At 70.2% G+C, this 19,483-nt stretch carries 19 protein-coding genes; 8 read left to right on the forward strand and 11 right to left on the reverse strand.

Translation table 11 applies throughout. The annotated features are described in order from the left end of the window. Positions 1-137: 137 nt before the first annotated feature. The 3 genes from OG285_RS16775 to pdhA are packed head-to-tail and all read right to left on the reverse strand — an operon-like array spanning position 138 to position 3,702. Entirely contained in the window at positions 138-1,571 is a 1,434-nt protein-coding gene (locus OG285_RS16775) for a dihydrolipoamide acetyltransferase family protein (RefSeq protein ID WP_371791425.1), read from the reverse strand. Next, positions 1,571-2,545: an alpha-ketoacid dehydrogenase subunit beta gene (locus tag OG285_RS16780; RefSeq protein WP_356826906.1), complete on the reverse strand. Its 975-nt coding sequence runs from the start codon at positions 2,543-2,545 to the stop codon at positions 1,571-1,573. The genes OG285_RS16775 and OG285_RS16780 overlap by 1 nt, the downstream gene beginning before the upstream one ends. A 38-nt stretch (positions 2,546-2,583) precedes the next feature. Continuing rightward, positions 2,584-3,702, reverse strand: coding sequence for a pyruvate dehydrogenase (acetyl-transferring) E1 component subunit alpha (pdhA, locus tag OG285_RS16785; RefSeq protein ID WP_356826731.1), 1,119 nt, complete (start codon positions 3,700-3,702; stop codon positions 2,584-2,586). 151 nt (positions 3,703-3,853) lie between these two features. On the opposite strand from pdhA, the gene OG285_RS16790 reads away from it, so the two are divergent. Then, positions 3,854-4,375 carry an Lrp/AsnC family transcriptional regulator gene (locus OG285_RS16790; RefSeq protein WP_356826732.1) on the forward strand — a complete coding sequence of 174 codons (522 nt, stop codon included), beginning with the start codon at positions 3,854-3,856 and terminating at the stop codon, positions 4,373-4,375. A 149-nt stretch (positions 4,376-4,524) separates the two neighbouring features. On the opposite strand, the gene OG285_RS16795 is transcribed toward OG285_RS16790, so the two are convergent. Further along, on the reverse strand, positions 4,525-5,124 hold the full coding sequence (locus OG285_RS16795; protein WP_371791426.1) for a TetR/AcrR family transcriptional regulator: 600 nt from the start codon (positions 5,122-5,124) through the stop codon (positions 4,525-4,527). After that, on the reverse strand, positions 5,124-6,656 hold the full coding sequence (locus tag OG285_RS16800) for a 3-hydroxyacyl-CoA dehydrogenase (RefSeq protein ID WP_356826734.1): 1,533 nt from the start codon (positions 6,654-6,656) through the stop codon (positions 5,124-5,126). Before OG285_RS16800 ends, OG285_RS16795 begins: the two co-directional genes overlap by 1 nt. Positions 6,657-6,778: 122 nt before the next feature. Here OG285_RS16800 and paaN point away from each other — a divergent pair, with 122 nt between their 5' ends. Continuing rightward, positions 6,779-8,452, forward strand: a complete 1,674-nt coding sequence (paaN, locus tag OG285_RS16805) for a phenylacetic acid degradation protein PaaN (RefSeq protein WP_356826735.1) — start codon at positions 6,779-6,781, stop codon at positions 8,450-8,452. A gap of 175 nt (positions 8,453-8,627) precedes the next feature. On the opposite strand, the gene OG285_RS16810 is transcribed toward paaN, so the two are convergent. The 3 genes from OG285_RS16810 to OG285_RS16820 form a co-directional block, all read right to left on the reverse strand. Beyond that, complete coding sequence (locus tag OG285_RS16810) at positions 8,628-9,272, reverse strand: TrmH family RNA methyltransferase (RefSeq protein WP_356826907.1); 645 nt, start codon at positions 9,270-9,272, stop codon at positions 8,628-8,630. Between the two features lie 98 nt (positions 9,273-9,370). Continuing rightward, positions 9,371-10,609 carry an HTTM domain-containing protein gene (locus tag OG285_RS16815; RefSeq protein WP_371793554.1) on the reverse strand — a complete coding sequence of 413 codons (1,239 nt, stop codon included), beginning with the start codon at positions 10,607-10,609 and terminating at the stop codon, positions 9,371-9,373. Positions 10,610-10,728: 119 nt separating this feature from the next. Beyond that, positions 10,729-11,505, reverse strand: coding sequence for a DUF5819 family protein (locus tag OG285_RS16820; protein WP_371791427.1), 777 nt, complete (start codon positions 11,503-11,505; stop codon positions 10,729-10,731). Between the two features lie 180 nt (positions 11,506-11,685). Here OG285_RS16820 and paaA point away from each other — a divergent pair, with 180 nt between their 5' ends. The 6 genes from paaA to OG285_RS16850 all read left to right on the forward strand — a co-directional run bounded on the left by paaA (position 11,686) and on the right by OG285_RS16850 (position 16,651). After that, complete coding sequence (gene paaA / locus OG285_RS16825) at positions 11,686-12,738, forward strand: 1,2-phenylacetyl-CoA epoxidase subunit PaaA (protein ID WP_371791428.1); 1,053 nt, start codon at positions 11,686-11,688, stop codon at positions 12,736-12,738. Next, positions 12,735-13,046, forward strand: coding sequence for a 1,2-phenylacetyl-CoA epoxidase subunit PaaB (paaB, locus tag OG285_RS16830; protein WP_328329045.1), 312 nt, complete (start codon positions 12,735-12,737; stop codon positions 13,044-13,046). Before paaA ends, paaB begins: the two co-directional genes overlap by 4 nt. Further along, on the forward strand, positions 13,043-13,744 hold the full coding sequence (gene paaC, locus OG285_RS16835; RefSeq protein WP_371791429.1) for a 1,2-phenylacetyl-CoA epoxidase subunit PaaC: 702 nt from the start codon (positions 13,043-13,045) through the stop codon (positions 13,742-13,744). Before paaB ends, paaC begins: the two co-directional genes overlap by 4 nt. After that, the gene (gene paaD, locus OG285_RS16840; protein WP_356826738.1) at positions 13,738-14,223 is read left to right on the forward strand and encodes a 1,2-phenylacetyl-CoA epoxidase subunit PaaD; all 486 of its coding nucleotides are present in this window, start codon (positions 13,738-13,740) and stop codon (positions 14,221-14,223) included. Before paaC ends, paaD begins: the two co-directional genes overlap by 7 nt. Further along, positions 14,224-15,294 carry a 2Fe-2S iron-sulfur cluster-binding protein gene (locus tag OG285_RS16845; RefSeq protein ID WP_371791430.1) on the forward strand — a complete coding sequence of 357 codons (1,071 nt, stop codon included), beginning with the start codon at positions 14,224-14,226 and terminating at the stop codon, positions 15,292-15,294. A 115-nt stretch (positions 15,295-15,409) separates the two neighbouring features. After that, entirely contained in the window at positions 15,410-16,651 is a 1,242-nt protein-coding gene (locus OG285_RS16850; RefSeq protein WP_356826910.1) for an acyl-CoA dehydrogenase family protein, read from the forward strand. 115 nt (positions 16,652-16,766) lie between these two features. Here the strand turns inward: OG285_RS16850 and OG285_RS16855 are convergent, their stop codons facing one another. From OG285_RS16855 to OG285_RS16865, 3 genes are read right to left on the reverse strand one after another with little or no spacing between them, the layout of a single operon-like run. Continuing rightward, entirely contained in the window at positions 16,767-17,111 is a 345-nt protein-coding gene (locus OG285_RS16855; RefSeq protein ID WP_328329035.1) for a rhodanese-like domain-containing protein, read from the reverse strand. Positions 17,112-17,159: 48 nt separating this feature from the next. Then, entirely contained in the window at positions 17,160-18,005 is an 846-nt protein-coding gene (locus OG285_RS16860; protein ID WP_371791431.1) for a hypothetical protein, read from the reverse strand. Positions 18,006-18,039: 34 nt separating this feature from the next. After that, positions 18,040-19,467, reverse strand: a complete 1,428-nt coding sequence (locus OG285_RS16865; protein WP_371791432.1) for a DUF2252 domain-containing protein — start codon at positions 19,465-19,467, stop codon at positions 18,040-18,042. Positions 19,468-19,483 lie beyond the last annotated feature (16 nt).

Below are 19,483 nucleotides of genomic sequence, written 5' to 3' on the forward strand. Positions count from 1 at the left end.
GGCCCGGGAGGTCGGCCCGGCAGATGGGCCCGGGAGGTCAGCCCGGGAGGTCAGCCCGGCAGGTCGGCCCGGGGGGATGCCGCCGTGCAGCAATGACAGCACCCAGGGCCGGCCCGCCCTTCCACCGCTGCGCGGCCCTAGACCCCCCGCAGCAGCACCGCCGGCTGCTCCACGCAGTCCGCCACGTAGCGCAAGAAGCCTCCCGCCGTCCCGCCGTCGCACACCCTGTGGTCGAACGTGAGGGACAGCTGCACCACCTGCCGCACAGCGAGCTCCCCCTCGTGCACCCAGGGCTTGGGCACGATCCTGCCGACGCCCAGCATCGCCGCCTCGGGGTGGTTGATGATCGGTGTGGAGCCGTCGACCCCGAACACCCCGTAGTTGTTCAGCGTGAACGTGCCGCCCGTCAGCTCCGCCGGGGTCAGTGCCCCGCTCCTGGCCGCCTCCGTCAGCCGTATGAACTCGTCGTTGAGTGACTCCGTCGTGCGCCCGTCGGCCTCGCGCACCACCGGCACCACCAGCCCGCGCTCCGTCTGTGCGGCGAAGCCGAGGTGTACGGACGGCAGGCGCACGATCTCCCGTGCCTCCGTGTCCACCGTCGAGTTCAGCTCGGGAAAACGCGCCAGGGCCGCCGTGCAGACCCGGGCCAGCAACGCCAGCACCGAGATCTTCGGAACTGTCGGGCCGGCCGCCGCGTTCATGGCCGTCCGCGCGGCCATGAACGCGGTGGCGTCCGCGTCGACCCAGCACGTCGCGTCGGGTATCTCGCGACGGCTGCGGGCGAGCTTGTCCGCGACGGCACCACGCATCCCCCGCAGCGGAACCCGGCTCCCCGCCACCGCAGCGACCGGCGCAGCCTCGGCCGGTTCCGGGGCCCGGCCCGCCTCCACTCGCGCGGGCCGGTCGGTCACATCGGCGGCAGGTGTACGTATCGCCTGCTCCACATCCGAGCGCAGAATCAGTCCGTCCGGGCCGCTGCCCGCCAGCCCTCTCAGGTCCAGGCCGTGTTCGCGGGCCAGCCGCCGTACCAGCGGAGAAATCACCGGAACAGGGCCGGGCCGGAGCGTGGAGGACGGGACGGGATCCAGCCGGGTGCCACCCGTCACCCGTACACGCCGCCGCCGCGCGGCCACCGCACCGCTCGTCCCGTACCCCACAAGCACGTTCCCCGACGAATCGTCATCACCCGCCGGAGCCCCCACGGAACCGGCAGCGCCAGCAGCCCCGGCAGCGCTCCCACCGCTTCCACGGTCGGCATCACTGGAGCTGCCACCGGCCCCCGCGCCGACCTCCGGCCCCACCGTCACCGTCAGCAGCGGGGACCCGACCGGCAGTTCGGCGCCCTCCTCACCGAACCGGGCGGTCACCATGCCCGCGTACGGACAGGGCACCTCCACCAGCGCCTTCGCCGTCTCGACCTCGACGACCGGCTGGTCGACCGCGACGACATCGCCGATCTCCACCAGCCACCGCACGATCTCGGCCTCGGTCAGCCCTTCCCCAAGGTCCGGCAGCTTGAATTCCAGGCAGTTCACATCAGACGCGTCAGAAGCATCAGAAACAATGGCCATCAGCTCTGTGCCTCCCACTGCAATCGTGCGACCGCGTCCAGCACCCGGTCCACACCCGGCAGATGATGCCGTTCCAGCATGGGCGGCGGATACGGGATGTCGAACCCGGCGACCCGCAGCACCGGCGCCTCCAGATGGTGGAAGCAGCGCTCCGTCACCCGGGCGGCGATCTCCCCGCCGGGCCCGCCGAATCCGGCCGACTCATGCACAACGACCGCCCGGCCCGTACGCCGGACCGAAGCACACACCGTGGCGTCGTCGAACGGCACCAGCGAGCGCAGATCCACGACCTCCAGGTCCCAGCCCTCGTCACGGGCAGCCTCCGCCGCCTCCAGGCAGACCGGCACCGACGGCCCGTACGTCAGGAGAGTGGCACTGCTGCCCGCGCGCCGGACCACGGCCCGGCCTATCGGCTCCACGGCGGCAGGCGCGTCGGGCGACCACTCGGCCTTCGACCAGTAGAGCCGCTTCGGCTCCAGGAAGATGACCGGGTCGTCGGAGGCGATGGCGGCGCGCAGCAGCCCGTACGCGTCGGGGACCGTGGACGGCGTGACGACATGGAGCCCCGGAGTGGCCATGTAGTACGCCTCCGACGAGTCACTGTGGTGCTCGACCCCGCCGATCCCGCCGCCGTACGGCACCCGCACCACGATCGGCATCGGCAGCGCCCCCCGGGTGCGGTTGCGCATCCGCGACACGTGGCTGACGAGCTGCTCGAACGCCGGGTAGGCGAAGGCGTCGAACTGCATCTCCACCACAGGCCGCAGCCCGTACATCGCCATACCGACCGCCGCCCCGAGGATACCCGCCTCAGCGAGCGGCGTGTCCGTACAGCGGTCCTCGCCGAACTCCTTCGCGAGGCCGTCGGTGACCCGGAACACCCCGCCGAGTGTCCCGACGTCCTCCCCCATGACATGCACGGCGGGGTCCTCGGCCATCGCATCGCGCATAGCCCTCTGCAGTGCCTGCGCCATGGTGGCCGGCTTCACCGCGGCTGTGGTCACCGTCGTGGTCACCGGCCGGCCTCCGCTTCCAGCTCGGCGCGCAGCTGCTCCGACTGCTCGCGCAGCTGCGGCGTCGGTACGTCGTAGATCTGCGCGAAGAGGTCCATGGGATCGAGCAGCGGATCGGCGTTCATCCGTCCTCGGAGATCCGCCGCCATCGCCTCGGCGGCCTCGGCAGCCGCGCCTCTGCGCTCTTCGTCGAGAAGCCCGCGCCCGGTCAGCTCGCCCTCCAGGAGCCGGACCGGGTCGTGCGCCCGCCAGGCCTCCACCTCGGCGTCCGCGCGGTACCGCGTGGCGTCGTCGGCGTTCGTATGCGCGTCCATCCGGTAGGTCACCGCTTCGATCAGCGTCGGACCGCCGCCGGTCCGCGCCCGTCGGACCGCTTCGGAGAGCACCTGGTGCATCGCCGCCGCGTCGTTCCCGTCGACGAGCCGGCCCGGCATGCCGTATCCCACGGCCTTGTGGGCCAAGGAGGGGGCGGCGGTCTGCTTGGCGAGGGGCACGGAGATCGCGAAGCCGTTGTTCTGCACGAGGAAGACGACAGGAGCGCGCCACACGGCGGCGAAGTTCAGCGCCTCGTGGAAGTCGCCCTCGCTCGTCCCGCCGTCGCCGACCATCGCCAGCGCGACCACGTCGTCCCCGGCCAGACGGGCGGCGTGCGCCAGGCCGACCGCGTGCGGAAGCTGGGTGGCCAGTGGTGTGGAGAGCGGGGCGATCCGGCTCTCACGCGGGTCGTACCCGGTGTGCCAGTCGCCGCGCAGGAGCGTCAGGGCCTCGACCGGGTCCAGCCCGCGGGCCACGGCCGCGAGGGTGTCGCGGTAGCTGGGGAAGAGCCAGTCCCGCTCCTCCAGGACCAGCGCGGCGGCCACCTCGGACGCCTCCTGGCCGGTGGACGACGGATAGACGGCGAGCCTGCCCTGCTTGGTGAGGGCCGTCGCCTGCGTGTTGAAACGGCGGCCGTGCACCAGGGCGTCGTACAGCCGGAGCAGCAGCTCCCTGTCGAGCCCGGCAGCGGCCTCCGTACCGAGCACCCGGTACGGCTCCGGGTCGGGGAGCAGCGGTGCGGGATCGGTGCGGAGCTTCCATGCCGGGTAGGCAGTAGCACCGGGCAGCTCTTGGACCGTCATGCCAGACACCTCCTCGTGGGAGCGGGAGGGCGCACCGTCGTGTGATGCGCCTCACCTACCGATTGTTCGGTCGAAAGCGCATTTTGGCTACTGACCCCTTCAGCCTGTGGACAAACGGTTCTCCACAGCCTGGGATAGGAGCAGGTCGTCCATGGCGGAGAGGCGGGGGCAGGTGGCAGCTGAACAATTGGCCGACGAGGGCGGGCGCCCTCCCGCCCGCCCGCTGGACGCCATCGACCGCGACATCCTGCGGATCCTCCAGCAGGACGGCCGCGCGTCGATACGGTCCGTCTCCGATCGCGTCCATGTGTCGCGCGCCAATGCGTACGCCCGTATCAACAGGCTGATCGAGGACGGCGTGATCCGCGGGTTCAGCGCCCGGGTCGACCATGAGCGCGCCGGCCAGGGATCTTCCGCGTACATCACTCTCAAGATCGTCCAGAACTCCTGGCGCACGGTCCGCCAGCAGCTCACCGAGCTGCCGGGCACCGCGCACATCGCGCTGGTCAGCGGTGATTTCGATGTACTCCTGCTGGTGCACAGCGCCGACAACAGGGCGCTGCGTGAGCTGGTCCTGACGAAGATCCAGGCGATCCCCGAAGTGCTCTCGACCCGGACTCTGCTGGTCTTCGAGGAAACGGACCTGGACCCGGCCAAGCCGTCCGACGGGTGAGACCGAGGTCCGGCGCCCGTGCCGGATGCAGGTTCGCAGGGGCTTGGACCAGCCAGATGAGAAGGGGCTGGGCGCGGCCGTCCCGTCAGCTTCGAGGGGCCGGGCGCGGCCGTCCGTCAGCTTCGAGGGGGCTGGTCGCGGCCGTCCCGTCAGCGGGCCGGAGCCGTGCGCAGCCCTTCGAACGCCAGCTGTACGACGGTCTCGGCCAGCTGATCCGCGTCAGGACCTGCGCCCTGCGCCGGGCGGATCCACTCGACCAGCGAGTTGATCATCCCGAAGAGCAGCCGGGTCGCCAGCCGGATGTCCACGTCGGAGCGGAGATCGCCCTCGGCCACCGCCGCCTTCAGCAGATCGGCCACCCGCTGGTCGAATTCCCGGCGCCGTTCCATCGCCCAGCGCTCGGTCTTCGTGTTGCCGCGCACCCGCAGCAGGAGGGTCACGTAAGGGAGTTCCGCCATCAGCACGTCGACCGTACGGCGCGTGACGTACTCGACCTGCTGGATCGCGCGCCCCCGCGCCGCCCCCGGCTCGTCCAGGACACCGAAGAGCCCGTCGATGGCGCGGCTGACCGCTCGTCGCAACAGCTCCTCCTTGCCCGCGACATGGTGGTAGATCGACGACTTGGAGATACCCGCGGCCCTGGAGAGGTGCTCCATGGACGTGCCGTCGTAGCCACGCTCGTTGAAGACCCGCACGGCGACCGTCAGCAGGGTCTCCGGTGTGTACGTGTCCCGCTTGGGGGTGCTCATCAGACCGTCCCGCCCTTCTCCGGATGGACGTACGACTGCCGGTACAGCGCCAGCGAGGGCGCATAGCGGCCGCCGGGCACGCGCGCGTGGAGCTCGTCCAGCAGTTCGTGCGCCCAGGCGCGGCCGAGCCTGCGCCCCCATTCGACCGGTCCCAGCGGGTAGTTCACGCCGAGCCGCATCGCCGTGTCGATGTCCTGCGCGGACGCGACGCCCCTGGCCAGGGCGTCCGCCGCGAGGTCCACCATCATCGCGACCGTACGGGCGACGATCATGCCGGGGACGTCCCCGATGACGCTGACCTTCTTGCCGAGGGACTGGAAGAGCCCGATCGACTGGCGCAGGGTCTCCCAGCCGGTGACCTCGGATGCCGACAGCGCGATGCGGGTGGCGGACCGGTAGTCGAGCGCCAGGTCGAAGTAGACGACATCACGGAACTCGGCGGACGTCTGCCCGTCGGCGAGCACCAGCTGGCCCCCGCTGGGCAGCACGATCCTGCACCCCTGGTCCTCCTCGTCCTCGCGCACCGCGATCCCGGCCTCGCGGGCCATCGCGACCAGCTCGGCCGCGGGCCCGAGATCGCCCTCCACGGTGATTCCGGACGGGGCCTCGGTGGCCGGGGCGGTGTGCGGCTCGGGCCGGACAGCGTCCTCCCCGTACGCGTACCAGCCGCGGCCGCTCTTCCGGCCCAGCCGCCCGGACTCGACGAGCCGCTGCTGGGCCAGCGAAGGACGGAATTTGGGGTCCTGGAAGAAGGACTCCCAGACCGAGCGGGTGACCGCTTCGTTGACGTCCTGGCCGATCAGGTCGGTCAGCTCGAAGGGACCCATCCGGAAGCCGCCGGACTCCCTCAGCACCGCGTCGATGGTGGCCGGGTCGGCGCCCCTCTCCTCGTGCACCGCGAAGGCCTCGGCGTAGAAGGGGCGGGCGATGCGGTTGACGATGAAGCCGGGGGTGTCGGTACAGCGGACCGGGGTCTTGCCCCAGGCCTTCGCCGTCGCCGACGCGCACGCGGCGCTCGATTCGTCGGTCGCGAAGCCGCTGACGACCTCGACGAGCGGGAGCAGCGGCGCCGGGTTGAAGAAGTGCATCCCGACGAAACGGCCGGGGTGCGTCAGCGCGCCCGCGATGGCGGTCACGGAGAGGGACGAGGTGTTGGTCGCGAGCAGACAGTCCTCGGCGACGATCTCCTCAAGAGTGGTGAAGAGTTCCTGTTTGACCGGGAGTTGTTCGAGGATCGCCTCGATCACGAGCGCGGCGTCGGCGAGCTCGGACGGATCCGCGGCGGGCAGCAGCCGGTCCCGGGCGGCGTCGCGCTGCGGCGCGTCCATGCGCCCCTTCTCGACCAGCCGGTCCAGCCGGGCGGTGATGGCTTCGGCGGCCTTCTCCGCGCGGCCCGGCAGCGCGTCGTAGAGGCGCACCGGGTGTCCGGCGACCAGGGCGACCTGGGCTATCCCCTGGCCCATGGTGCCGGTGCCGACTACTGCGACGGTGCGGCTCGGCGCGAGGGCGGACAGGTGTGCGGTGGCGGTCATGGGCCGATCTTCCCGTACTGAGTTATCCACAGTCTGAGCGGACCCCCTTGTCCCGACCGATCGTTCGGTTACTCTAACTCTGTCCACCTGTCCTGCGCAGCTCGACGAGGAGTTGTCCCGCGATGCAGCTGACCGAGCTGTCCCAGACCCATCGGCCCACGCTCGACCAGGCCCTCGAAGCGATCCGTACGCGTGCGTACTGGACGCCCCACCCCGAGCACCCCAAGGCATACAGCGGTGACGGAAAAGCGGCCTTCGACGCCCTGCTGGGCGGGCGCATCGATCTGGGCCAGCCAGGCACCGACGACTGGACGGGCGGCGAAGTATCGCCGTACGGAGTCGAGTTGGGCATCACCTATCCGCACCCCGACCTGGACGTCCTGCTGCCGGCGATGAGCGCGGGAACGGCGGCGTGGCGCGCCGCCGGCCCCGAGACCCGGGCCGTGGTCTGCCTGGAGATCCTGGCGCGGATCAGCGCCCGCACACCGGAATTCGCCCACGCGGTCATGCACACCAGTGGCCAGGCGTTCATGATGGCCTTCCAGGCGGGCGGCCCGCACGCCCAGGACCGCGGCCTGGAGGCCGTCGCGTACGCCTATGCCGAGCAGGTCAGGACGCCGTCGTCGGCTGACTGGTCCAAGCCGCAGGGCAAGCGCGACCCACTGGAACTGCGGAAGTCCTTCACCGCGGTCGGCCGCGGCATCTCCCTGCTGATCGGCTGCAACACCTTCCCCACCTGGAACGGCTATCCGGGCCTGTTCGCCTCCCTGGCCACCGGAAACCCGGTCCTGGTCAAGCCGCACCCGCGCGCGGTGCTGCCGCTCGCCCTCACCGTCCAGGTGGCCCGCGACGTCCTCTCCGAGGCCGGGTTCGACGCGAATCTGGTCGCGCTGGCCGCCGAGCGGCCCGGCGAGGGAATCGCCAAGTCCCTCGCCGTCCGCCCGGAGGTCAGGATCATCGACTACACCGGTTCGACCGCCTTCGGCGACTGGCTGGAGGCCAACGCCCGCCAGGCGCAGGTCTACACGGAGAAGGCCGGGGTCAACACGGTCGTCATCGACTCCACGGACGACTACAAGGGCATGCTCTCCAATCTGGCCTTCTCGCTCTCCCTGTACAGCGGCCAGATGTGCACCACTCCGCAGAATCTGCTGATCCCGTCCGACGGCATCAGCACGGACGCAGGCCACAAGACGTACGACGAGGTGGTCACCGACCTCGCAGCGGCGGTGTCGGGGCTCCTGGGCGACGACGCCCGGGCGAACGCGTTGCTGGGCGCGCTGGTCAACCCTGATGTACGGGCCCGCCTCGAAGCAGCTGCGGGACTCGGCGAAGTGGCCCTCGCGTCACGGGAGATCATCCACCCCGACTTCCCGGACGCCGTGGTCCGTACGCCCGCGATCGTCAAGCTGGACGGCGCGCGGAAGCACTGGGACACGGCGGACGCCGACGCGGCCTATCTGTCCGAGTGCTTCGGCCCTGTCTCGTTCGCGGTGGCCGTCGAATCGACCGGGTCCGCACTCGACCTGCTCCGCCGCACGATCCACGACAAGGGAGCGATGACGGTGGGCGCGTACACCACATCGACCGAGGTGGAGCAGGCCGTGGAGGAGGTCTGTCTGGAGGAGTGCGCCCAGCTCTCCCTGAATCTGACGGGCGGCGTCTACGTCAACCAGACCGCCGCCTTCTCGGACTTCCACGGCTCGGGCGGCAACCCCGCGGCGAACGCGGCGCTGTGCGACGGGGCGTTCGTGGCCAACAGGTTCCGGACGGTGGAGGTCCGCCGCCAGGCGTGAGACGCCGGGGCAGCAGCCCTGCGGCCCGGGGTCGCCCACAAGGGGCCTCGGGCCGGGTCGGCCGTGGGCGGTTGTCCGGCCTTGAGCCCCTGGCCGCAGGGCCGTTGGCCCCCGGGCGGGGCAGCTTGCCGCGGGCCGGGGCCCACCGCTTGCGACAGTACGGGGGTGGGGCCGGTCAGTCGATCTCTGCGTACCGCTGCACCCAGGCATGCATGGCGATCGCGGCGGCCGCACCCGCGTTGATCGACCGCGTCGAGCCGAACTGAGCGATCGAGCAGACCCGCTCCGCGTGGTTCCTCGCATCCTCCGTCAGTCCGGGGCCCTCCTGCCCGAACAGCAGCACACACCGCCGCGGCAGCTCGGTCCGCTCCAGTGGAACCGCTCCCGGCAGGTTGTCGATCCCGATGATCGGCAAGCCCTCGGCCGCAGCCCACGCCGTGAGCGACTCCGTGTCCGGGTGGTGACGCACATGCTGGTAGCGGTCGGTGACCATGGCCCCACGCCTGTTCCAGCGCCGCCGCCCCACGATATGGATCTCCTTGGCGAGAAAGGCATTGGCGGTGCGGACGACCGACCCGATGTTGAAGTCGTGGCTCCAGTTCTCGACGGCGACATGGAAGTCGTGCCGCCTGGTGTCCAGGTCGGCGACGATCGCCTCCCGCGTCCAGTACCGATAGGCGTCGACCACATTGCGGCGGTCCCCTGCGGCCAGCAGTTCCTGGTCGTACTGCGCACCCTCGGGCCACGGCAGCGGGTGCGGTCCGACACCGATTTCGGATACGAAGGCATCGTCGTACTGAGTCGGCTCGCCGGAAAGCACCTGCTGCGCGGCCGTGTCCGGCCTTGCGGTCGCTCCGGGCTCTACAGGTGCTTCGGGTGCTTCGGGTGCTTCGGGTGCTTCGGGGGAAGGCTCGCTGGTCACCCCACGAGCGTACGGGGCTGTTCGCCCTGCTCGCCCTCGGCCGTGGGGTGATCACCCGGCGCCCTCTTCCGCGCGCCTGCTCGCGTGCGTGCGGTGACCATCGCGGCGCGGCCGCCCAGCCAGAGCAGAAAACCGGTCGGCAGGAAGACCGCGTCGGCCGCGATCATCGCCATCGAGAAGAACGGCAGCCCCAGCAGCACCGCGATGCCGCCGTGCTCAAGGATCATCGCAACCAGCAGCACGTTCTTGACGCGCCGGTTGAAGAGGGTGAAGGGGAAGGCCACCTGAACGATGACCGTGCCGTACGTCAGCAGCATCACCAGCACGCCACTGGTGGCAAGCAGCGAGGACAGTCCGGGCCAGGGCGAGAAGTAATGCAGATTGAGCGGGTAGTAGAGGGCCGTCCCGTCCTCCCAGCGGGAGCCCTGGATCTTGTACCAGCCGGCCGTCGAGTAGATCAGACAGACCTCGGCCATGATCACGACGAGGCCGGCGTTGTGCGCGAGGTTGGCGACCACGTCGAGGAAGGTGCGGGGCTCACCCGGCGCGATACGGCACACGACCCACCACACGCCCTGGACCAGCCACATCGCCCAGAAGATCAGTTCCCAGCCGCCGCTCGTCTTTCCGAGCAGCGTGATGACGGCGAGTGCGATGCCGAGCAGGGACCAGAGAAGGGGCCCGACCCGGTCCCGGGAGGGGCCGGTGCCGGCGGCGCCACTGCCGTCGCCGGCCTTCGCGGCGCCGGTGCCCTTCGCGGCATCGGCAGCCTTCGCGGTGCGGGCCGCTCGGCGTGCATCCAGCGACCAGACCTGTGAACAGCGCGTCACCAGCAGGTAGATCGCCATGATGTGGATGACGTTGTCGCCGCCGTCGCCCACGAAGATGGACCGATTCTGCAGGGACAGAACGCCGACCATGAACAGCGCGGAGGCGAAGCGCGTGTGCCAGCCGAGCAGCAGCAGCACGCTGGACAGCACGGCGAGGGCGTAGACCACCTCGAACCACACCGTGGAGTCCGACCACATCAGCACGGTGAACGCGTGATTGCCGTCGATGAGCTGCTTCGCCATGCCCCAGTCCCACGGGGAATGCGGCCCGTACAGCTCGCGGCGGTGCGGCAGCTCCCGCAGGAGGAAGAGCAGCCAGGTGACGGAGAACCCGATCCGGACCACGGCGCTTTGATAGCGGCCCAACGGGGCTTCGGTGATGCGCTGGATACCGCGGGCGATCATGGTGCTGACGTTGCTGAGGGTGCCGTTCTTGTTGCTGTAACCGGTATCGGTGTTGTTGCTGGTGCCGGCGCTGTTACCGGTGCCGGTGCCGGTGTTGTTGTTGGTGCTGCTGGCTGAGCTCACCGGTCGCCCTCCGTACGGTCCGCAGGGACAACCGCCCACCAGGGCAGGACCCGGTAGGAGGCCCGTGTGTCGATCTTCTCGCGACTCCACGGGGGCGCCTTCACCGAAGACGTCGCCGAGCGCACCTGTATCCGCTCAACCGTGGAACCGCTCTGCTGTCCGTCGCTCATCCGCATGACGACGATGCGGCGGATGTAGCGCTCGGACAGGTCACCCCGCAGCCCGATCGGCTGGTTGTCGTTGTTGTGCGAGCCGGTGAAGAAATCCCAGGCCCGGCGGAGCTCGTTCTGGTCGACGTGGCTGGGGAGAGGGTTGTGGTGGAGGGCTGCCCCGTCCTCGGCCGACAGATCGGTCCAGCCGGTGGTGGTGATCCCTCCGCCCTTCGTCCGTATCTCGGCACGGGCCTGAACGTCGATGTTCTGCTGAAGCGGATTGGGCGCGAAGAGCTTCCAGTTCTGCTCGAACTCGGGATAGATCCAGTCGTCCACCGCCTTGCCGTACTGCTTGCTCACGGTGTTCGACGGCGCGACATGCAGAAAGACCATCGAGAGGTGCACGGCGGTCAGCACCCCGATCAGCCCGAGCGCGATGGCCGCGGCCACCTGGTACGGGAAGGAGAGGGCGAGGATCCCACGGGACGCCCCAGTAGCGGCGCCAGGGGACTCGCGGTCGCGGACAGCCTCCCGGGGCCCGGGGGCGCCGTCGGGCTCGGGGGCGCCATGGGACCCGGCCGTCTCACGCGGCCCCGGAACCTTCAGGGGCTCTCGTGGCACAGATGGAGCTCCTGGCCCGCTCGCTCCGGGCTCCCCACTGTCGTACGAATCCATCCCGCCCCGATCCCCTTTGGTGCCCGCCGGTCTTCAGGCCAGTTATCCACAGGGTTGACACCCTAAGGGCCCTCGCCCCACCATTGAAGTCCATGAACCGAACGATCGGTCGGTAGGGGGCACGCGATGGCGACAGTGGCGTACGGGACGGACGGGGCACCACGGCCCTCGGCGGCCTCAGGCCCCTCGGCGGGGGCCGTGGCAGGACCCGAACAGGCGAGGCAGGCCGCCTTCGACGCCGCGGTGGCCGCGGACGAGCGGATCGAGCCACGGGACTGGATGCCGGACGCCTACCGCGCCTCGCTCGTCCGCCAGATGGCCCAGCACGCCCACTCCGAAATCATCGGGATGCAGCCCGAGGCCAACTGGATCACTCGAGCCCCCTCACTGCGCCGTAAAGCGATCCTGATGGCGAAGGTCCAGGACGAGGCAGGACACGGCCTGTATCTGTACAGCGCGGCCGAGACCCTGGGCACGAGCCGCGAAGAGCTGCTCGACAAGCTCCACTCCGGGCGCCAGAAATACTCGTCGATCTTCAACTACCCCACGCTGACCTGGGCCGATGTCGGCGCGGTCGGCTGGTTGGTGGACGGCGCGGCGATCACCAACCAGGTGCCGCTCTGCCGCTGCTCCTACGGCCCGTACGCCCGGGCCATGGTCCGGGTCTGCAAGGAGGAGTCCTTCCACCAGCGCCAGGGCTTCGAGCTGCTGCTCACCCTCAGCCGCGGCACGCCGGAGCAGCACGCGATGGCCCAGGACGCCGTGGACCGCTGGTGGTGGCCGTCGCTGATGATGTTCGGCCCCCCTGACGACGAGTCCGCCCACTCCGCGCAGTCCATGACCTGGAAGATCAAGCGGCATTCGAACGACGACCTGCGCCAGCGCTTCGTGGATATCTGCGTCCCCCAGGCCGAGGCCTTGGGGCTCACCCTTCCCGACCCCGATCTCCGGTGGAACGAGGAGCGGGGCCAGCACGACTTCGGCAGCATCGACTGGGCCGAGTTCAAGGAAATCCTCAAGGGCAACGGCCCCTGCAACGAACAGCGGATCAGCCAGCGCCGCCGGGCCCACGAGGAGGGCGCCTGGGTCAGGGAGGCGGCGACCGTGTACGCCGCGAAGACAGCAGCCGGCGCGGCGAAGAGCGCCGGCGCAGCAGAGCAAGGGAAGGCGCGCGCATGACCGCCACATCCGAGAACAGCCCGGCCGCCGGGGACTGGCCGCTGTGGGAAGTGTTCGTGCGTTCGCGGCGCGGGCTGGCCCACACGCACTGCGGCAGCCTGCACGCGCCGGACGCGGAGATGGCTCTGCATCACGCCCGCGATCTCTACACCCGCCGGAACGAGGGCGTCTCGATCTGGGTGGTCCCCTCCACCGCTGTGACCGCGTCTTCGCCCGACGAGAAGGACTCGTTTTTCGAACCGGCCGGTGACAAGCCCTACCGGCACCCCACGTTCTACGAGATCCCGGAAGGGGTGCAGCACCTATGACGGCGGCTCTCGCCCTCGGCGACGACGCACTGGTCCTCTCGCACCGGCTGGGCGAGTGGGCAGGTCACGCGCCGGTCCTGGAGGAGGAGGTGGCACTCGCCAACATCGCTCTCGACCTGCTGGGCCAGGCGCGGGTCCTGCTGTCCCTGGTGGGGGACGAGGACGAGCTCGCGTACCTTCGTGAGGAGCGCGCCTTCCACAACCTCCAGCTGGTCGAGCAGGAGAACGGCGACTTCGCGCACACCATCGCCCGGCAGCTCTTCTTCTCCACCTACCAGCACCTGCTGTACGACGGGCTGGCCGGCGGGAACGGCCCGCTCGCGCCGCTCGCCGCGAAGGCGGTCAAGGAGGTCGCCTACCACCAGGACCACGCCGAGCAGTGGACGCTGCGGCTGGGCGACGGGACGGCCGAGAGCCATGAGCGGATACAGCGGGGGCTGAACGCGCTGTGGCGCTTCACCGGCGAGATGTTCCAGCCGGTCGAAGGGGTGGACGTGGACTGGGCCGGCCTGGAGGACAACTGGTCCGAATCGGTGACGGTGCTGCTGTCGCGGGCCACGCTGTCCGTGCCGGACGGAGCGCGGGCCGGGGCCTGGTCCGCGGGGGCGGGCAGGCAGGGACTGCACACCGAACCGTTCGGACGGATGCTCGCCGAGATGCAGCATCTGCACCGCAGTCATCCGGGGGCGACATGGTGACCACCACACCTCTCGAAGCCGAACTGCGCCGCCTCGCGGGAGCGGTCCCCGACCCCGAACTCCCGGTCGTGACACTGGAGGAGCTGGGAGTGCTGCGCGGCGTGGAGATCCTCGGACCCGGACGGGTCGCGGTCGAGCTCACCCCGACCTACACGGGTTGCCCGGCCATCGAGTCGATGTCGTCCGACATAGAACGGGTCCTCCACGAACACGGAATACCGGACGTCTCGGTGCGCACGGTGCTGTCACCGGCCTGGTCGACGGACGACATCAGCGCGGAGGGCCGGCGCAAGCTGGCCGAGTTCGGGATAGCTCCCCCGCGCCCGACCGGTCCTGTCGCACTTGCCCTGTCCATCCGCTGCCCCCACTGCGGATCGACCGACACCGAGCTGCTGAGCCGGTTCTCCTCCACGGCCTGCAAGGCGCTGCGCCGCTGCACCTCCTGCCACGAACCCTTCGACCACTTCAAGGAGTTGTAGATGTTCCATCCGCTCCGGGTCAGCGCGGTCGAACAGCTCACGGACGACGCCGTGGCCATCACCTTCGCCATCCCCGCGGAGCTCCGTGACGCGTTCCGCCACACGCCCGGCCAGCATGTGGCCCTGCGCCGCATCGTGGGCGGAGCGGAGATCCGCCGTACGTACTCGATCTGCACCCCGGCAGCCGAAGCCCCCGACGAGCCGGTCGTACAGGTCGGGGTGCGGCTGGTGGAGGGCGGCGAGTTCTCCACGTACGCGCTCAAGGAGCTGAGCGTCGGGGACACCGTCGAGGTCATGGCTCCGATGGGCCGCTTCGCCTTCCAGCCTCGTCCGGGCCGGTTCGCGGCGATCGTGGGAGGCAGCGGCATCACACCGGTGCTCTCCATTGCTGCGACGCTGCTGGCCCGCGAGCCGGATGCGCGGTTCTGTCTGATCCGCAGCGACCGCACCGCTGCCTCCACGATGTTCCTCGACGAGGTCGCCGATCTGAAGGACCGCTGGCCGGACCGCTTTCAGCTGGTGACCGCGCTCTCCCGGGAGGAGCAGCAGTCCGGCCTGCCCTCCGGTCGGCTCGACCACGAGCGGCTGACGGGACTGCTGCCGGAGCTTCTGCCGGTCGCGGATGTGGACGGGTGGTTCCTCTGTGGCCCGTTCGGACTGGTGCAGGGTGCCGAACGGGCGCTGCACGGCCTCGGAGTGGACAGGACCCGTATCCATCAGGAGATCTTCCATGTCGACGACGGGACGTCCCCCGCCGCGGCATCCGCCGGTCCGGCGTCGACTGCCGCTCCGGCACACAGCACGCTGACCGCCACGCTCGACGGACGCTCGGGCAACTGGCCGGTACGGGAAGGGGATTCGCTTCTCGAGACGGTTCTGCGGAGCCGTTCCGACGCACCGTATGCCTGCAAGGGAGGCGTCTGCGGGACATGCAGGGCGTTCCTGGTCTCGGGTGAGGTACGGATGGACCGCAACTACGCGCTGGAGCCGGACGAGACCGAAGCGGGTTATGTGCTGGCCTGTCAGTCGCACCCGCTGACGCCGGAAGTGGAGCTGGATTTCGACCGCTGAGGTCAATCCGGATCCCTGCGTCACCGGTGTTCCCCATCACGGCCCGTTGCCCTAATCTGACGCCGCATCAGAAATGCTGGACAGGCGAAGCAGGTCGGCGCGGGAGGACATGGCTGTGGACTTCACCTTCACCGAGGAGCAGCAGGCGGCCGTAGAGGCGGCAAAGGCAGTCTTCTCGGGCGTCGCGCCCGACGGGGTACCCAGCCCCGCACTTACCGCGGGCGCCGTGGCCGATGACTTCGACCGGGCCCTGTGGGGGAAGCTGGCGGAGGCGGATCTGCTGAGCCTGGTCGTGGCGCCCGAGCACGGCGGGGCCGGGCTGGGGCCGATCGCACTCTGTCTGGTCCTGCGCGAGTCGGCTCGGGTGCTGGCCCGGGTACCGCTACTGGAGACCAGCGCGGTCGCGATGGCCGTACAGCGTTACGGCAGCGCGGAGTTGAGTGACACGATTCTGCCGGCTGTGGGACGCGGCGAGCTGGTCCTCACCGTCGGCGCCAACGGTCGCACGGGCCACGATCCCGCCGAACTCGCTGTCAGCGCACGGCGCGACGGGGACGGCTGGGTTCTCGACGGGATGCAGACCGGTGTGCCCTGGGCGCAGACGTCGGACCGGATCGCGGTACCGGCCCACACGCCCACGGGAAGCTGCGTGCTCGCACTGATCTCCCGCGAGCAGCAGGAAGCCACTGGGCCAAGTGGCAGCAGCACCAATGAGACTGCTGGTACTGCTGATAACGGTGGAGCTGCTGATGCTGCTGGAACTGCGGCCGCAACCGCCGGTACGGCTGGGCTCGCTCTGGCCGAGCAGATCTCCACGAATGGAGAGCGCTTCGCGGAAGTGCGACTCGACTCGGTACGCCTCGCGGACCGCGATGTCATCGAGGCCGACGGTGCTTGGGAGTTCCTGCGGGACCTGCTGACCACCGGGACCTGCGCGCTCGCTCTGGGCCTGGGCGAGGGGGTGCTGACGATGACCAGTTCCTATACGAGCAAGCGGGAACAGTTCGGCTTCCCGGTCGCCACCTTCCAGTCGGTCGCCGTCCAGGCCGCTGACCGCTACATCGACCTGCGCGCCATGGAAGTGACGCTCTGGCAGGCGGCCTGGCGCCTCTCCACCAGTGCGGGCGGCCCGCTTCCCGCGGCCGGGGACATCGCCGTGGCCAAGATCTGGGCTTCCGAGGGCGTACGCCGTGTCGTCCAGACCGCACAGCATCTGCACGGCGGCTTCGGGGCGGACACCGACTACCCGCTGCACCGGTACCACGCCTGGGCCAAGCAGTTGGAACTCTCACTCGGCCCGGCCGCGGCCCACGAGGAAGCACTCGGCGACCTGCTGGCCACCCACCCACTGGGCTGAGCAGGCCAGCCGGCACGATGGCGTGGTCACCGGCGGCGAAATCCAGTGGAATTCGGGGGAATTCAGCGGAAATTCAGGGCGGGGTTGCCGGGCGTAGAGCCCGGCGGGATGTCAGTCAGAGGACGTACGCCGGGTCCCCGCCGTCCGTCACCATCGGCCGCCCCGCGCCTTCCCAGGCGAGCATGCCACCGTCGACGTTCACCGCGTCGATGCCCTGCTGCACCAAGTACTGGGTGACCTGGGCGGAACGGCCGCCGACCCGGCAGATCACGAACGCCTGCCCGCCCTCGGCCACCGCCTCGGTCACCTCACCGAAGCGCGCAACGAACTCGCTCATCGGAATGTGCAGCGCCCCCTCCGCATGCCCGGCCGCCCATTCGTTGTCCTCCCGGACATCGAGCAGCAGACCGTCGGCCGGTACTGCCGCGATATCCACCTGGGGCAGCGGGGCGAAATTCATGGATCATGCCTTCTCTCGTAGACACACGGCAGGGGTCACCGGGGAACGCTACTGCACCATCTCCGCCAGCTCGGCCTCCCGCTCGGAGACCTGGGCGAGCAGCTGCTCGGCGATCTCCTCCAGCAGCCGGTCGGGGTCGTCGGGCGCCATCCGGAGCATCGCGCCGATCGCGCTCTCCTCCAGCTCGTGAGCGACCAGGGACAGCAGTTCCTTGCGCTGGGAGAGCCACTCCAGCCTGGCGTAGAGCTCGTCGCTCTCACTCGGCTCGGCAGCCTCCTGGACCGGACCGGCGGCCCACTCCTCGCCCAGCTCCCGCAGCCCGGCCTCGTCCCCCCGCGCATAGGCGGCGTTGACGCGCGTGATGAACTCGTCACGCCGATCCCGTTCCGCATCGTCCTGCGCCAGGTCGGGGTGCGCCTCCCGGACCAGCTCGCGGTAGAGCTTGCGGGCCTCCTCGCTGGGCCGTACCCGCTTCGGCGGCTGCACCGGCTGCTCGTTCAGCATGGCCTGCGCCTCGGGCGGCAGCCCCTCCGAGTCGATCCAGTCGTGGAACAGCTCGTCGACACCGGGCATGGGCATCACCATGGCCCGTGCCTCCTGAGCCTTGACCAGGTCCTCCGGGTCACCGCTGCGTGCGGCTCTGGCCTCGGCGAGCTGCGCGTCGAGCTCATCCAGGCGCGCGTACATCGGGCCGAGTCTCTGGTGGTGCAGCCGGGAGAAGTTCTCCACCTCCACCCGGAACGTCTCCACCGCGATCTCGAACTCGATCAGTGCCTGCTCGGCGGCGCGTACAGCCTTCTCCAGCCGCGCCTCCGGCCGCTGCTCGCCCATGGGCTGCCCGCTCTGGTCGTCGTCGTTCCGGGTGGTCGTGCCCCCGGTGGCATCCTCCGTCACCCGTCCAGCCTACGGGCGCCCCGGACCTCACCGGTCACACTCCCGGCTCGGCGGCCATCCGCCCGCACCGCACCGCTGCCACCAGATCCGCGTGATCCGCCTCCGTACGGTCGGCGTAGGCCACAGCGAACGCGGCCACCGACTCGTCCAGCTCCTCGCTCTTCCCGCAGTACCCGGCTATCAGCCGTGGGTCCGCGCTGTGCGCATGGGCCCGGGCCAGCAGCGCGCCGGTCATCCGGCCGTAGTCGTCGATCTGGTCGGCCGCCAGTGCCGCCGGGTCCACGCTGCCCTTGCGGTTCCTGAACTGCCGCACCTGGTACGGCCTCCCCTCAACCGTCGTCCAGCCCAGCAGGCTGTCGCTGACCACCTGCATTCGCTGCTGCCCGAGCACAACCCGGCGCCCGTGGTGCTCCGCCCGCCCGGACGGGAAACCGGCCGCGGGCAGATACGGCAGCAGTGCCGAGGCCCGCGCCTCCTTCACCTGAAGCACCAGTGGCTCACCCCGGTGATCGAGCAGCAGCACCACATACGAGCGAGTGCCCACGCTGCCCGTGCCCACCACCCGGAACGCCACGTCGTGGATCGCGTACCGCGCCAGCAGCGGAAGCCGGTCGTGCGGCAGGGAACCGAGATACTCCGCGAGCGAGCCGGCCACCGCTGCCGCCTCCGCGTCCGGCACCCGGCGCAGCACCGGGGAAGCGTCCACGAAGCGCCGACGGCCGTCGCCGCACTCCTCCGTCGCCTTGGCGGCGAAGCGCGCACTCGTGTTGCTGCGGGCCTTCCCGGAGACCCGCTCGAGCGTCCCCGCGAGATCGTGCGCGTCCGCGTGCGAGACCAGCTCCTCGTCGGCTATCGCGTTCCACGCGTCGAGCACCGGCAGCTTCGCCAGCAGCCGCATGGTGCGCCGGTAGGCCCCCACCGTGTCGAAAGCCGCGGCCCGGCAGGTGTCCTCGTCGGCTCCGGCCTGCCGTCCGGCCAGCACCAAGGAGGTCGTCAGCCTCTTGAGGTCCCACTCCCACGGGCCCCTCTCGGTCTCGTCGAAATCGTTCAGGTCCATGACGAGGCGGCCCCGCGCGTCGCCGTAAAGACCGAAGTTGGCCGCGTGCGCATCACCGCATATCTGCGCGGCCACGCCCGTGACCGGCGTATCCGCGAGGTCGTGCGCCATCAACCCGGCGGCACCGCGCAGGAAGGCGAAAGGGGTGGCGGACATCCGGCCCACCCGTATCGGTACCAGGCCGGGCACCCTGCCCCGGTTGGACGCCTCAACCGCCTGCACCGCGTCCGGGCGTCTCCCGTCCGGGGCGAGTGCACCGTGGGAGGACCGGGGGACGCGGGCCCGTAACTCCTTGCCCGCGCCCTTCGGCGAACGCGACTGCGGCGGCTGATGCGGACCAGGCGGAGCACCGGCCTCGCGTCGCGCGAATCCGACCACCGCCGGGATACGTACCTGCTCGTCCATGGAGCCCCCTCCAACC

This window comes from Streptomyces sp. NBC_01471, from assembly GCF_041438865.1.
GTDB lineage: Bacteria > Actinomycetota > Actinomycetes > Streptomycetales > Streptomycetaceae > Streptomyces.

Excerpts from the sequence above, each read along its gene's own strand:
- OG285_RS16775 (WP_371791425.1), bottom strand. The coding sequence starts at position 1,571 with ATGGCCATTGTTTCTGATGCTTCTGACGCGTCTGATGTGAACTGCCTG.
- OG285_RS16780 (WP_356826906.1), bottom strand. The coding sequence starts at position 2,545 with ATGGCGCAGGCACTGCAGAGGGCTATGCGCGATGCGATGGCCGAGGAC.
- pdhA (WP_356826731.1), bottom strand. The coding sequence starts at position 3,702 with ATGACGGTCCAAGAGCTGCCCGGTGCTACTGCCTACCCGGCATGGAAG.
- OG285_RS16790 (WP_356826732.1), top strand. The coding sequence starts at position 3,854 with ATGGCGGAGAGGCGGGGGCAGGTGGCAGCTGAACAATTGGCCGACGAG.
- OG285_RS16795 (WP_371791426.1), bottom strand. The coding sequence starts at position 5,124 with ATGAGCACCCCCAAGCGGGACACGTACACACCGGAGACCCTGCTGACG.
- OG285_RS16800 (WP_356826734.1), bottom strand. The coding sequence starts at position 6,656 with ATGACCGCCACCGCACACCTGTCCGCCCTCGCGCCGAGCCGCACCGTC.
- paaN (WP_356826735.1), top strand. The coding sequence starts at position 6,779 with ATGCAGCTGACCGAGCTGTCCCAGACCCATCGGCCCACGCTCGACCAG.
- OG285_RS16815 (WP_371793554.1), bottom strand. The coding sequence starts at position 10,609 with ATGATCGCCCGCGGTATCCAGCGCATCACCGAAGCCCCGTTGGGCCGC.
- paaA (WP_371791428.1), top strand. The coding sequence starts at position 11,686 with ATGGCGACAGTGGCGTACGGGACGGACGGGGCACCACGGCCCTCGGCG.
- paaB (WP_328329045.1), top strand. The coding sequence starts at position 12,735 with ATGACCGCCACATCCGAGAACAGCCCGGCCGCCGGGGACTGGCCGCTG.
- paaC (WP_371791429.1), top strand. The coding sequence starts at position 13,043 with ATGACGGCGGCTCTCGCCCTCGGCGACGACGCACTGGTCCTCTCGCAC.
- paaD (WP_356826738.1), top strand. The coding sequence starts at position 13,738 with ATGGTGACCACCACACCTCTCGAAGCCGAACTGCGCCGCCTCGCGGGA.
- OG285_RS16845 (WP_371791430.1), top strand. The coding sequence starts at position 14,224 with ATGTTCCATCCGCTCCGGGTCAGCGCGGTCGAACAGCTCACGGACGAC.
- OG285_RS16855 (WP_328329035.1), bottom strand. The coding sequence starts at position 17,111 with ATGAATTTCGCCCCGCTGCCCCAGGTGGATATCGCGGCAGTACCGGCC.
- OG285_RS16865 (WP_371791432.1), bottom strand. The coding sequence starts at position 19,467 with ATGGACGAGCAGGTACGTATCCCGGCGGTGGTCGGATTCGCGCGACGC.